At 54.6% G+C, this 14,600-nt stretch carries 7 protein-coding genes; 5 read left to right on the top strand and 2 right to left on the bottom strand.

What is annotated here, in order from left to right; genetic code table 11:
• Positions 1 to 469 precede the first annotated feature (469 nt).
• Positions 470 to 1,273, top strand: a complete 804-nt coding sequence (locus MK110_07280; GenBank protein ID MCH2211087.1) for a thermonuclease family protein — start codon at positions 470 to 472, stop codon at positions 1,271 to 1,273.
• A 379-nt stretch (positions 1,274 to 1,652) separates the two neighbouring features.
• Complete coding sequence (locus MK110_07275) at positions 1,653 to 3,611, top strand: S9 family peptidase (GenBank protein MCH2211086.1); 1,959 nt, start codon at positions 1,653 to 1,655, stop codon at positions 3,609 to 3,611.
• A gap of 34 nt (positions 3,612 to 3,645) precedes the next feature.
• Here the strand turns inward: MK110_07275 and MK110_07270 are convergent, their stop codons facing one another.
• Both MK110_07270 and MK110_07265 read right to left on the bottom strand, forming a co-directional pair.
• Entirely contained in the window at positions 3,646 to 5,688 is a 2,043-nt protein-coding gene (locus MK110_07270) for a hypothetical protein (GenBank protein MCH2211085.1), read from the bottom strand.
• A gap of 658 nt (positions 5,689 to 6,346) precedes the next feature.
• A complete protein-coding gene (locus MK110_07265) occupies positions 6,347 to 8,107 on the bottom strand; it encodes an MBL fold metallo-hydrolase (GenBank protein ID MCH2211084.1) in 1,761 nt (586 codons plus the stop codon).
• 557 nt (positions 8,108 to 8,664) lie between these two features.
• Between MK110_07265 and MK110_07260 the strand changes: the two genes are divergently transcribed.
• The 3 genes from MK110_07260 (at position 8,665) to MK110_07250 (ending at position 14,293) form a co-directional block, all read left to right on the top strand.
• Positions 8,665 to 10,023 (top strand): Gfo/Idh/MocA family oxidoreductase, encoded by a 1,359-nt coding sequence (locus MK110_07260; GenBank protein ID MCH2211083.1) that lies wholly within the window; start codon positions 8,665 to 8,667, stop codon positions 10,021 to 10,023.
• 239 nt (positions 10,024 to 10,262) lie between these two features.
• Complete coding sequence (locus tag MK110_07255; GenBank protein ID MCH2211082.1) at positions 10,263 to 12,743, top strand: PSD1 and planctomycete cytochrome C domain-containing protein; 2,481 nt, start codon at positions 10,263 to 10,265, stop codon at positions 12,741 to 12,743.
• 110 nt (positions 12,744 to 12,853) lie between these two features.
• Entirely contained in the window at positions 12,854 to 14,293 is a 1,440-nt protein-coding gene (locus MK110_07250) for a DUF1501 domain-containing protein (GenBank protein ID MCH2211081.1), read from the top strand.
• Positions 14,294 to 14,600: the final 307 nt, after the last annotated feature.

Raw genomic sequence — 14,600 nt, 5'->3', positions numbered from 1 at the left:
ATTTCCGGATTAACCAGGACAAAGCGTATCGCAAAGCCGGTGCAGATTTCCATGGGGTTGGGTCTGTCAACCGGGGAAAACCTGTCTGATGCATGATGACGGCCTGTTGACATGCGAGCAGATGTGGTTTTGGCAGTTCAGTAGCAGTGGGGAAATGTCTATTCTCTTGTGAACAAGCTGGCCCTAGACAGCATCTGCACGTTTGCCGACAGGTTCTGACAGAGCGACCTGGCTGCCCCGGTCGTCTGTGTCCGCCGGAGAGATCGGGGAAACAGACCCCACCAGTCCTTTTTCGTCCGTCCAAACGTGGCGATGGCCCCGGACCGGATTCTGTTCGGTTCAACGCGATGTCAAAAAAAAAGAAAAAAAAGATACAGCACGCGAATCCAAAACGTGTGTACGGGGTTTAAACGAATGCGAGCAGTATTACTGATGAATAACGGCAGCTTTCTATAGCGAGGACAGAATCATGTTCAGGCAATACGAAATAACAAGTCGAGGAATCATCGCCGGGGGGCTGGTCACGGTTTTTTTTTTGGCTGATGCAACATCTGCGTTTGCAGTCCGGCCCAGGCCTGGAAAGCCTGTTGTTTCACTGGTGAATGCTTCCAGAACCAAAAACAAAGTGAGCAAAAGGATTCGTGCGACTGTTCCGGCCATCCGCACTGGACAACTCCGACGTCTCAATGGCTATCCTCGTGTTCCTGCCGTTATTCGGCGGCGAAATCCGATTGCAGTTCCCACACGCGTACGTCGTGTCATCAGCAGCAAACCGGCGGTCCGTCCCGGCACCGTCGTCGTATCCACCAATCCTGCAGAGTTGACTACCGTTTTACCTGTCCGAATTACAGACAACGACAGCAACGTCATTTCGGGTAAAGTACTGAAAGTTGTTGAAGGTCGAACGGTCCTGGTCGACACCGGCACAGGGCTCACCACGGTTCGTTTACTGGGGGTTGACCTGATGACAGTGGACGGGAGCCATTCCACAGAATCGGCCAGGCTACACTTAGCCGAGCTGGTCGAAAATCAGCAAGTCGTACTCTCTTTCGATGACATGGCTGCCCGACAGGATGAAGATGGATTCACCGTTGCCTATCTGCGTCGCCAGAACGACAGTGCCCTGATCAATCAAAGAATGATTGGTGACGGGTATGCATTGGCAGCAACGACATATGACTATCAACTGTTTGATGTGCTGGTCAGTGAGCAGCTAAAAGCTCAGGAAGCAAATGTGGGGATTTGGGCCGGTGTTGAAACCACAATACGTTAACAGGCCAGCCCGTTGTTAGTCTTTGGTCGCCGGTTGATTCGGCTGGAAGACTCTCTGCAAGTGCCTGAAATTCACTCGAATCACATCGGTACACTGCTGATCGTTACCGATGTGCTGGCAACAGGATTCGTGATATCCCGTGGACTATCGAAATCTGTACGAATAACCAGCTGATCCTCCGTCTGGAAAACATCGGTTTCGGTTATATGCTGTATCAGCATGTTTTGGACGCATTCCGAATATTCGCACGTCCATTTGCTGTTAACAGATATTACATGCAGCCGCCTCAAAAGTCCGGTTGCCGCAAAGATGGCTCAAGCTGTGCGGCAATGTTCTTTTGAATCACAGGAATGCATGTGTTTCGTCAAGGGATTTTGGCATGTCCATACAACGACGCCTGACTCCGGAAGATGTTCTTTCGTTTAAAAATATCGAAGATGCACAAATCTCACCAGACGGTGCACAAGTTGCGTTTGTCGTCGGGGATTCGTTCAGAACCGACAGTAAGTACGCAAAGTCGACGATCTGGATCGTGGACACAGACAGTGGCGAACCCCGACAACTAACATCCGGGCCGCGGACCGATTCGTTGCCGCGCTGGTCTCCGGATGGCCGTCAGCTGGCATTTTTGTCCGACCGTCTTATGGCCGGACAGCGTCAGGTCTTTGCGCTGAATCGCGACAGTGGTGAGGTAACCGCCCTGACCCATGTCAACGGAGAAATTCCATCGCCACGAGGTCTCAATGCACTGCAGTGGTCGCCCGACGGACGCTACCTGGCCTTCCTGATGGAAGATGCACAAACTGAAGAGGAAGTCAGCAGGAATGTCCGAAAAGACGATGCAATCCTGTTCGAACAAAATCCGAAATACGTGCGATTGTGGACAGTCGATCCGGAGTCGTGTGAAGTGCAGTGTGTTTCGCCGGATCGCCTGCAAATCTGGGAATTTAACTGGCATCCCGATTCGGCGCAGTTCACCGCCGTCGTTTCTGACGAACCGTTCGAATGGGCCTGGTACTCCAATCGGCTGGTTCGTTTTGAACGTAAAGGGTCGGCCGAAACCTTGTGGCAATCAAAGCGGCAGGTGGCTTTGCCTGCCTGGTCGCCCGATACGAAACAGATTGCATTCATCTCGTCCAACTGGAGCGATCGAGGCTGTGTTGTTGGTGACGTCTGGATGGTTGGCGAATCGGGTGGGGAAGCTCGCAACGTTACCAGGGGCATGGTTGCCAGTGTAGGCTGGCTGGAGTGGTCGGATGATTCCAATGAGCTGTTGACAATTGCCCAGGAGCGGGGCGGTGTCGGGATGCACCGGATCGATGCGACCACTGGTGACCGGACGAGTCTTTGGTGGCAGCAGGCCGCCGTCTCCGAAACGTCCTCGCCGCGTTTTTCACGATCGAACGACGAGACACTGGCTATCGTTCTGGAAGATTCCAGTCGTCCGCGCGATGTGTGGACTGGACGCCTTGTACGAACGGCACAGCAAGGTTCCGATTTGATTCAGTGGCAGCAACGGACTCATCTGCATCCACAAACCGCCGAATTTCAGATTGGTGAAACCGAAGTTTATTACTGGAAGGGAGCCGATCAGCAGGAGATGCAGGGACTGGTGATCAAGCCCGTTGGGTATCAGCCACACAAAAAATATCCAATGATCATGTGGGTTCACGGCGGACCCACCGGAATCAGCGCCTCTCGCTTTTACGCTGCGACGCACTGGAATCAGCTTTGGGCAAATGCGGGGTACGTGGTGTTTCTGCCGAACTACCGCGGTTCGACCGGCTGGGGACTGGAATTCGCAGAGAGTAATCTGGGCGACATGGGTGGCAGGGACTTCCAGGACATGCTGCTGGGGGTTGATTCGCTGATCGAATCCGGTTTGGCTGATTCGAACCGCCTGGCAGTGGCGGGTTGGTCGTACGGCGGCTTTATCGCTGCGTGGGCCATTTCTCAAACGAACCGCTTCCGTGCCGCATTGATGGGAGCCGGCATCTCACACTGGCTCAGTTTTCACGGTAAAAGCTGTCTTTCTGACTGGGACGCGATTCACTACCAGGCATCGCCTTACGATCTGAATGGTCCGTTCCAAAAATTTTCGCCACTCTCTTATTACAACAATCTGGATACACCGACGTTAATTCTGCATGGGGAAGAGGACCAGGACGTGCCGGTGGAACAATCACACTTGTTCTACCGTGCTCTGAAGGATCAGCGTGTCGAAACCGAACTGGTCGTTTATCCTCGCGAATCTCACGCGATTACCGAACGGGCCCACATGCTGGACATGGCCCGCCGTGTGACCAGCTGGTTTGATCGATTCCTGTCCGAAGAGTGATCCTGTGCTGTCACCTGAATCGCAGGTAACTCTGTTACCGATGCTTGATGTCGCGCAATATCGGCAGCAGACGCCACTCGGCTTCTGCGCCGAAACGCTGATGGTATCCGGCATGTCCGGCGAAATGATTGCCATAGACCATCCGAACAACACCCGTAAACGCAAAGGTGGCAAACGTGACCGCAGCGAGCATCCCGATCAGACTCCGTTTGAACAGAGGGCCGTAACTGGAAGGGGATTTCAGTGGTACGGAGCCATCGTCAGGTTCTCGGGCAAAGTAATTGATCATCATCGTCACAATGACGGCGTTGACAAACAGGACGCCTTCGGTGGCCAGACGGGATGCTGTGAATCCTCCAAGTGCCTTTTCAAAGTTGAAGATGATGATGATCCACAGCAGGATGAGATAGAGTAGTTGTCCCTTGCCCAGCCACGTAGACGGAACGATTGCCAGTTTGCGCCGCGTATGGACGATAAGCAGCGTGACGATGCAGATCGACAGCAGAAGAAAGGCGAGCTGGAACCAGGTCCGTGACGATAATTCGATACTTTCAATGAGCGGCATTTTCATGAGTTCGGGAACCATTCGGAATTCCCCGGAACGCACCTTGGTCCATTCGGTGACGTTCTTGATCATGCTGACATACATCAGCACAGTCATCAGAAATCCGACTGAAAACACCTGGGTCCATCGCCGCTCAGACGGGATTGCTTCAGCAGGTTTCACACGTGTTGCCAGCACGGCCATCGCCACTGCCAGACCAAGTCCATAGAGCAATCCTACGCCCTGCTCGATGACGATGCTGTGCCAGTTGGCGCTTTGCCAGTGCGCCCAGCGTTCCACGATGGGATCCCGCACTTCGGGAGGAAGATTGGCCAGCCGGTTCGGATTACCTGGAGCAATCAGCAACAGCTTAAGGCATTGAGTGAAAGCGATGCCCAGCCCGCCGATGGTGCCACAGATCACGGACGCGACGGCAACGGGCAACAGATTGTTGCGCCACATATAGAGGAGGAGGCCCAGGAAAACACCAAGTCCACCGGCCCAGTTGTCGTTGCGCGGCGGAGTAACGCGAACCCCGAGCAGGACGGGGAACAGCAGAAAGATGATGAACCAGCCCAGGGCCAGATGCAGCAGCAGAGATGAACCCGAACGCCACTTACCATATCGCACAAAGTAAATGACGGTGCCAATCGTCAATCCGAACAGCAGGCCCACATATCCGGAGTGTGTAAAGAAGATGGCTGGCCAGTTGAAGACCATGTTTGCCGGGTCAAAAAGCCGTTGGGTGTCGGGATTATTGATCGTGAGATCACCCTGAACACGAACGAACCACGGCAAAACGATGGCAGGAAGGCCGGTCTTTGTCAGTGCCCATTGCGCCGCCCATCCCGCAAAGCCGACGCTGCCGGCATACAGCGGCAGCAGTGCGATGTCACGTGAGCGACGATTCCACAGGTCAAAGGCGCAGATTGCCGCCAACGCGAACAGAGCCTGCAGCCAGTCCGTATCAAGCCAGTAAAAGGGATCGTTTTGCCGCATCTCTCGCGCGAATCCCTTTTCCACAATGACGGCCACCCTGCCGCCGGTGAACTGTACGATGGGTTCCAGATTCATCACCTGGTCCCAGAAGAAATAGAAGGCCGCCCACGCCACCAACACCCAGCGAAGTGGTCTGAACAGATCCGTGATCCGAACTTTGTCCTCAACCGCAGCGTAAGCCGTACAGGCTCCTCCGATCGCCGCCCACAGAAAGCTGCCCAGAAACAACCCGAAGAATCCGAACAGCACCGAAGGGAGATGACCGGAATGGGTATATCCCACCACCTTCATGTAGGAGAACGAGCCACCGAATCCCCAGCCCAGCGCGCCAAAGAATCCGAAGAAGGCCACGCGCTGTCGCCAGTCCTCACGGCCGGACATCAGACATGCGGCGATTCCTGCCAAAACTCCAGGCAGCATGGCTCCGTACTCGTGCCCGAAATTTCCCCGCACGCCCCACCCGATCGACAGACTGATGCTGACGAGTATCAGCGTTGAGGTGCGCCAGCTGGGATGTCGTTCGGTCGCGGACAAGGTTCCCTCCTTAGGTACAGTCTGTGGCACCGTTGCTTCTGCAGACGCGTAAGGGCATTCACAACAGTCCGATCTCCACGTCGGGTCAACGGTGATCCCGGTCCAGTGAACATCGGACGACCGGGTTGTATCGGTGCTGTGTCCAACGCTTTGAGTTGCTGAGAATCAAAATTTACAAAAGGTCAACACGCCGGAATACCGTGTTGTATCTTACGATGTTCTTCTGTCTGAATTCCCGGTCCACGGGCAGGGATAACTCAACAAGATTACATGTGTTAAATCTGTCGCGGTCAGGTCAGTCAATGATCTCGATGGATTGTGTCCACCTTTCATGAATCGTAACGACTGATTATCAGACAGTGAAACATCCTGTGTCTCAGGAAGCAACTGACATCAGCGTGCCGTTCGTGCTGACGTAGCGGCCGTTCATGGGAGCCCCGCGATGGTATTCCGGGTGAGGTTATGTGCGAGTCTGCCGGCATCAACGGGCTGCTTGTACAAAAGTGAACTGACCTGCGACCTGAAGATCAGAGAATGCCGTTGTGGTCAACTTGAATTGTGGTCAACTCGAACGACGGACACCGTACGAGCTGACCACAATTATCAATCATGATCTCGGTCGACAATGAGTAAACGATTGCTGCCGGGCGAACAACGATTACTCTGCGTGGCCAACCAGCTCGATTTCTCCCCAGTTAACCGGCGTCTGCGGACTGCGAAGGTCGGCCCAGTCGTAGTAATACGGCTTCTGATCGTCATCACGGTCACCGACAATGAAGTCGATCGGAATCTTCATGCCGATCTTTGGCTCTATTCCAAGGTCCTTCCACGGGAACGCCATCTCCGCAGTGTAGCCACTGTCTCCGTCAGGGCCGTCGTTCAGCGTACCACGCAACTGAACGGCATGACGCACACCGCTGTTCCACGTCTTGTCTTCACCCGGTCCGCTGGCATCACTCATCACATTGCCCACAGTCATGGTGAAAATGTAATCATCTTTAGCCAGTTTTTCAGGACGGTCACCATGCGGGTCCAGATTGACTTCCACACAGTCGTCATCGAACACCGAACCGTCTCGCTGTTTGATCCGCCCCTTCAGATCCCCATCTCTCACGTCAAAGGCGACATAGAGATTTTCATCGTCCCAGAGCACGGCACAGCGAGCCTTGTCTGTACCCCATGTTGTCAGAGGTCTTGGCCTGAGTTTGATGGTCCAGCGGGCCCGCTGCCATTCTGTGATATCTCCATCAATCACAATTTTGTCATAGGCGGGCCACGCCTGATCGTACAGCTGACGGGGATTGGGGAATCTGATCAGTGTCCCTTCACGCCCCTTGATGTGCAGGCCCTCGCCCTGCAGCGGAGTGACCAGTCGCTCCGGATGTTTCATGTGAGCCCGCATGATCTCCGGGTTCCCCCCCAGCCAGCCCATCGTCATCTTATCCCTGGAGGGTTCGTCATTGGTGTAACGGGAGGACATAACGAAGGGATGCACAGGTGGAGTATTTGAGTTTCCCTGAGGTTCGGTTCCAACAGGTTCATACGAGTTGTAGTGAGACGGCAGTACGAAGGAGGCGTCGATCGCATTGGCCAGCTTGGCCCCCCGCTCGCCACCCATGTACTGCAGTGGCGCAGGCAGGATCAGCAGGTCAATGTCACGAAACTCCATGATGTGAGGGAAGTCTTCGTGTTTTTCAATCGTACTGTTGTCCCCGGTGTAATAGACGCGATTTTTGCCATCATCAACCAGATAGCCCGAGGCATACGTTGGTGGCCCGTGTGTGGCGTATGTCCATTCAACATCAAGTCCGTTAATGTTCTCTGAGCGTCCTGGCAGGTTGACGTGGATGCGGTCCTCAGGAATGCCCACGTCCAGAAACTTCTGTTTCATGTCGTGCGGGCCGCAAAAGTGGGCATTGGTGTATTGGCCCAGAACTCGCAGGGTCTTTGATGAACCATGGTCCTCGTGCGCGTGGCTCACCACAACAAGATCGCACTGCGGCATCTCTCGTGCCAGCATTGGCAGCCGGTAACGCAGCGGCACGACCAGATCAGTCTGCCACACCGGCTGCAACCATTCTCCCAGTTGAGAGTTCCAGGTACGCCAGCCCATTTCTGAACCCAGTGGATCCCAGTCACGAGCCAGTTCGATGATCGGGTCGGTGAGTACCACCTTGTCGTCCATCTGCACGCAAAATCCGGAGTTGCTCAGCCACCATGCGGTGATGTCTTCATGCGTCGCGGCTCCCCGCAGAGATTCCACGATCACGTTGGGATCAGGTCGCTCGCGTTGTGCGTGGGGGTCTACAGACGGCACGGTCACCGTTGTCTGCGCCTGACTGAGTGTCGAACTCATCAGAATCACTGCGAGGCCGACCAGGTGGCAATTCGTCCCTTTCCACACTGTTTCGTAACTCATTCGATGCCGTCTTCCTGACACGCGTGATTCCTGATCGCACACACGATACTCAGACCTAGTCATATTCTTCCCCGTTTGTGATGATTACAGTGTTCCAACAGCTAAGTATTGTTTGCCACCATAAAACCAAGTCAGCACAAAACAAGCGTTGCTGATGTTTGCCTATATTACATCTTTGAGCTGCGAATGTCAGTGGACACCAAGACAGTAGCAATACTAAATCTCACCAAGCGTTTCAGACTGTTCGATATGCGGCGGAGTGAGCAAATTTAAAGTATTCACAACTCATGAATCCACCGGTGTGAGTGCTGTTGACAATGCATTGGTGGCCTCAGGTCATGACTTGACCTGCATGGAATTGAGATCTGCTGTCGGGTTCGTATTTAGAGAGAAAGATGCATCACCAGGTTCGGCAACCTCCAAATAAAATGGCGTTGCAACCCACTTAGACTCAGGTAAAACAGTTATTTCGCTGGCAGCAGATGACGCCAATACCGTTCGAGGGACATCCGACGTCGTATACTCTTACATTTGTCTGAATGACGGGAGACGCCAAAGTGAATGATTTAACTGACAAAATCAGCCGACGCCGATTAATTGGTACCGCCGGAGCGGCGGCGACGTTCCGGATTGTCCCGTCTACGGTTTTGGGGGGGCCAGGCAAACGGGCGCCGAGCGACAGGCTGAACATTGCCGCAATTGGTGCCGGAGGACGTGCAGCGCGATGTATTGAAGGTGTCAGCAGTGAGAATATCATTGCGATTGCGGACGTCGATGATCGTCGTGCAGGCCAAACGTATCGCAGGTATCCGAAAGCAAAACGCTACCGCGACTTCCGCAGGATGCTTGACGAGATGGACCAGCAGATTGATGCGGTGATCGTCGGTACTCCCGATCACACGCACGCCGTGGCGGTGATGAATGCCATTGGGCGCGGGAAACATGTGTACTGCGAAAAACCACTCGCACATTCAGTTCAGGAAGTTCGCACCATGGCAAAGGCCGCACGCGAACACAAAGTGATTACCCAGTTGGGGAATCAGGGACATTCGACTGATGACATCCGGCGGTTCTGTGAATGGATCTGGGATGGAGCGATCGGCAATGTGACCGAAATCCACGCCGCGTGTGATGCGTTAAAGGAACTCTATTGCCAGACCCACAACATGCCGAAGCTCACCGAAAACCACGACGTTCCGCCGGAACTGGACTGGGACCTGTGGCTGGGACCCGGCAGGTACCGCAATTTCCATCCGATGTATCTGCCATTTCAGTGGCGCGGCTGGATGCCCTTTGGTACCGGATGCATCGGAGACTGGATATGCCACATTGTCGATCCTTCCATGTGGGCGCTTGATCTGGGAGCACCAAGCACGATCCGGGCAGAAGTCGACGGAAATTATAATCCCGATATTCACAGTGATTTCTACCCATCTGCCAGCACGGTTACATTTCAATTCCCCGCGAAAGATAACCGTGGACCCGTTAAGCTCGTCTGGCATGACGGAAACAGCAGAATGCCGCATACGGATCTGCTCAGCGACCAGCAGAAAGTGCCTAGTGTTGGAGCGATTGTCTACGGCGACAAAGGCGCCATTATGCATGGTTCCCACGGTGCGGGAAAATGTCAGATTCTTCCTGAGTCAAAGGGCAGGGATTACCCGGTACCGGAACAGGTCATTCCGCGCGTCAGGGACCATTTTTCGGACTGGCTGGAAGCCATTCGAAATGGCCGCCAGGCAGGTTCAAATTTCGATTACGGAGGTCCGTTGACGGAACTGGGACTGCTCGGTGCCATTGCAATTCGCTTTCCCACTCAGACGCTGGAATGGGACGCTGTCGGGATGAAGTTTACCAATTTTTCCGAAGCGAATGCCTGGATCAATCCTCCGTACCGTTCAGGATGGTCGCTTTGAATACAGTGCGGTAAAATCACTCCAACTGGTCAGGTTCCCGTCGATGTTCGGATTCCGACCGTGACCGGCCAAACCCAAATTCGGGACAGTTGTACTGTCGAGAACCCGGACCCGAATACATCTGGAATTAGTGACAAACAGCACCATAGAATTGTCAGCATCTGACGACCGAGCGATTTCCAAATTTAAACCGTCATTTGGGGACAATGTTTTACGCCGTATCGAGAATTGCACGCTCCATGAGTACCCGCGATCCCATTTCGGAAACTCAGGCGTGTTTTGGCAGTGTCGGTCCAGCACAGCGAATTGCAGCGAATCGGAAGCAGAGTCGTTATACTGACATCAGTACGTCGGCTTCACCAATGGGAGTTTCTATGTGGCGGAAAATGGTCATTCTTTTTTGCCTGCTGTGGGTTTCTGTGCTGTCGGTGCGTGCCGAAGATTCGGGCGATGACACTGAGTTCGACTTCTTTGAGACCAGAATACGACCGGTCCTTGTTCAACACTGTTATGAGTGCCACTCTGCGGAGGCACAGAAAACCGGCAAGCTTCAGGGGGCGTTGCTGCTGGACAGCCGCACTGGTGTCCGTCAGGGAGGAGATTCGGGTCCGGCCGTCGTACCGGGTAACGTTGAAGCGAGCCTGCTGATGGAGGCTATGCGCTATGACGGTCTGGAGATGCCACCCAAGGGAAGGTTATCCAATGAGGTGCTGAGTGACTTTGAAAAATGGATTCGCAGTGGTGCACCGGACCCGAGGCACGAGGCAGCGACACCACACGAAGCGAAAGGGATTGATCTTGAAGCGGGCCGCCGTCACTGGGCCTTTCTTCCGCTGTCGGAACCGGTCATTCCTCAGGTTACGGATGAAGCCTGGCCGAATTGCGATGTCGATCGCTTCATACTGAAGCGACTGGAAGCGAACGGAATGCGTCCGACCGTTGATGCTGATCGGTACGCACTGCTGAGACGTTTGTCTTTCGATTTGACCGGCCTGCCGCCCGCACCCGAACAGATTCAGAAATTTGTCCGCGACGAATCACATTACGCTTACGAATCGGTTGTCGACCAATTGCTCGCGTCGTCCGCGTTTGGAGACCGCTGGGGGCGGCACTGGCTGGATGTCACTCTGTACGCCGACACGCTCGGTGACGATCGCCTGGTGCCGGAAACCAGCGCCTGGAGATACCGTGACTACGTCATCGCTGCGTTTAACAAAGACAAGCCCTTCGATCGGTTCCTGCGTGAACAGATCGCCGGCGACCTGCTGCCGGCCAAAGATGACCGACAACGCTCTGAGCAATTGGTGGCGACCGCATTTCTTACGCAGGGACCCATTCAGACCGTCAATATGTTTAAGGCGCAATTGCGGTGGGACGTCGTCGACATCCAGGTCGGCAAAGTGGGTCAGGCTTTTCTGGGCCTGACCATGCAGTGCGCGAGATGCCATGACCACAAGTTCGATCCTGTCTCGCAGCGTGACTACTATGCCATGGCCGGTATCTTTCAGAACCTGGAAGTGCTGACCGGATTTAAAGGTAACTCCAGGACTCTCAGTGACACGGTTCGGGTGCCACTGCCCGAATCGGATGCCGATCGTCGTGAATTTCAGATTGCCATGAAAGCTATTGAAGACGAATCTGAGGAATTCAAAAAGGCAAATGGTCCTGAACGGCCCTATATATTTGGGGCGAAGGAAGTCAGTGCGACCAACGCTCGAATTACGATACGAGGAAACGCTTTCCGACTGGGTGACGAAGTTCCACGTGGACTGATTCAGGTATTGCTCAGTGAAAAGCGACCCTGGATCCCGCAAGAGGGGGCCAGCGGTCGGCTGCAGCTTGCCCGAGTAATGACCGATCCGCAGGAGGTGACCTGCGCGTTGACTGCGCGGGTTGCCGTCAATCGCATCTGGCACCATGTTTTCGGGGCGGGACTGGTAACAACGCCGGACAACTTTGGTATTCGGGGCGCCAGGGCATCTCATCCGGAACTTCTGGATTACCTGGCGCAGCGGTTCATGCAGCAGGGCTGGTCAGTCAAGCAACTGATTCGCGAACTGTTACTCAGTCGCACATACCGTATGGCTTCCGTGACCGGATCGAATACCGATACTCAGTCCGTCGACCCGGAAAACCGGCTGTTGTGGCGGATGAATCGACGGCGTCTGGAGGCGGAAGCAATTCGCGATACGGTCCTGCTGGTGAGTGGAGAGCTGGACACGACGCGCGGTGGCCCCGCGCTGCCTCAGGCCGTCTGGCAGTCGGGCCTGATCAGGGAATTTCCAATACTGCAGGGGGAACCACCACCACCACCGCACGTCGCCAGGAAGCGTTCTGTGTATTTGCCGGTCTATCGCCGCACACCTGCCTGGGCAGAAGGGCTTGTCCTGTTTGGCTTCGCCGCGTCGTCGACGGTTACCGGCGCCCGGCCGGCGACGACTGTTCCAACGCAGTCACTTTATCTGATGAATTCACCTTTCATGATTGAACACGGGAAAGCGGCTGCCAGGCGAGTGCTGGATCGCGACGGGCTTTCAGACCAGGAGAAAATCGAAGAGCTCTATCTGCGAACGATGAGTCGGCCTCCAGGTGCTCGCGAAGTGCAACAGGCACTGGCTGCGCTGGATCGGCTCAGAGAACAGGGAATGTCGGCCACGGATGCGTGGGGAATGTTATGCCATGCAATTTTTGCATCCAGTGAATTTCTGATGAGGTTTTGAGAGCGGGCTGTTCCGGACCACAGACATCCAGAATTCCCGTTTTGAATACGAAATGGTCCATGCGAATTTACGGTTAGAATCGACCACGACGACAACAGCAGGGACCATCGATGAGAGGGCAAACTATCATTAATACGACTATCAATCAGCCATCTTTTGCTCGTCGCAACTTTCTGCGCAGGTCGGCTTGTGGATTTGGTTCTCTGGCCCTGACCGGGTTGCTGACTAACGAACTGCCAGCCGCTAACAGCCTGGCGGTGTCGCCACCGCATTTTGCAGCACGTGCCAAAAATGTGATCTTTCTGCTGATGGCTGGTGGTCCTTCACAAATGGACCTGTTCCAGTACAAGCCGCGTTTGGTCAATGGGCACGGCAAGCCGATCCCATTTGAACGCCCCAAAGGAATGACGGCCGACGGAATGGAGAACAGCAAGTTGCTGAAACCTGTTGCCGGAATCAGTCCCCGCGGTGAGTCCGGAATGTGGTGGAGTGACCTGCTGCCACATACGGGAGAGCTGGTAGATGACATCTGTCTGTTGAATGGCATGCATACCGACAATCCGGCTCATCCTCCGGCCCATCTGCAACTGCACACCGGTTACACGCAGGGCCAGCATCCGTCCATGGGCGCCTGGGTCAGTTACGGACTGGGCACCGAAAATCGCAATATGCCAGGTTTTGTCACGATTAATCCGGTCATGGGGGGAAACGGTGGACCGCACCTGTTCGGCAGCGCGTACCTGCCGGCCATTCATCAGGCGATGGCAATTCGTAGTGACAATAAGATTGGCTATCTGGGTCGTTCGGATGTTCCGCCGGCCGCGCAACGTGAACAACTGGCACTGATTGAGTCGATGAATCGCTCGCTGACTTTGAAGAATAGCGGTGACAACCAGTTGGAAGGCATGATTGAGTCCATGGAACTGGCCTTTCGGATGCAAAGCGAGGCTCCGGAGCTGATGGACCTGTCCAGTGAGTCTCAGTCCATTCAGAAACTGTATGGCATCGGTGACAAATCGACTGATGCGTTTGGCCGGCGCTGTCTGCTGGCTCGCCGGTTTATCCAGTCGGGAGTGCGGTTCGTACAAGTCACCAGTCTTGGTTGGGACCATCACAGTTCCATCCATCAGGGCCTGCGGGCAAAGTGTCTGGGCGTTGATAAACCGATTGCCGGGCTGATCGCTGACCTGAAGGCTCGTGGTATGCTGGATGAGACGCTGATTGTATGGACGGGTGAGTTTGGCCGCACTTCCTATGACCAGGATGTCTCGGTCGGTAAAGACGGTCCGGAAACTTACGGCCGCGGCCACAACCACCTGGGGTATTCAGCCTGGCTGGCCGGCGGGGGAGTAAAGGGAGGACTTACGCACGGACAGACGGACGAATTCGGCTTCCGGGCGATAGACGGCAAGGTTCATTTGCATGATCTGCATGCCACAATGCTGCACCTGCTGGGCCTGGATCACCGTCGTCTCACTTACCGTTATCGTGGTCGGGACTTCCGTCTTACCGACGTTGAAGGCAATGTGGTGCGTGAGATTCTGGCCTAGGTGCGGAAAAAGATTCAGCCGTACTTCAGGTTCCGTTTGGCACGAAAACACGGATGACAGCACGTGATCATGCCGACGGAATTCAGTCGCCTGAACACGTTTTACAAAACTCGCTGTTCCACCGTCGGTTGACTTTTTCGAATAGATGCGTTTCTTTATTGCGGAGACGCACTGTCTGGCTGTCTTACGACCTGCATCGGAGTCTGTCGTGTTCACGTTCGTTTGGCTGTGATGTGTCATCCGACAGTAAAGACCGGGGCGGTATCGAATCCCTCACCACTGTGAATACGAATACGACCGAATGACT

Source organism: Fuerstiella sp. (assembly GCA_022447225.1).
GTDB lineage: Bacteria > Planctomycetota > Planctomycetia > Planctomycetales > Planctomycetaceae > S139-18.
Note: the sequence above shows the minus strand (reverse complement) of the source record. Positions and strands in the feature narration are given on the sequence as shown.

Bases quoted from the DNA above. Each gene is read 5' to 3' on its own strand.
- MK110_07265 (MCH2211084.1), bottom strand. From the start codon at position 8,107: ATGAGTTACGAAACAGTGTGGAAAGGGACGAATTGCCACCTGGTCGGC.
- MK110_07275 (MCH2211086.1), top strand. From the start codon at position 1,653: ATGTCCATACAACGACGCCTGACTCCGGAAGATGTTCTTTCGTTTAAA.
- MK110_07255 (MCH2211082.1), top strand. From the start codon at position 10,263: ATGAGTACCCGCGATCCCATTTCGGAAACTCAGGCGTGTTTTGGCAGT.
- MK110_07280 (MCH2211087.1), top strand. From the start codon at position 470: ATGTTCAGGCAATACGAAATAACAAGTCGAGGAATCATCGCCGGGGGG.
- MK110_07250 (MCH2211081.1), top strand. From the start codon at position 12,854: ATGAGAGGGCAAACTATCATTAATACGACTATCAATCAGCCATCTTTT.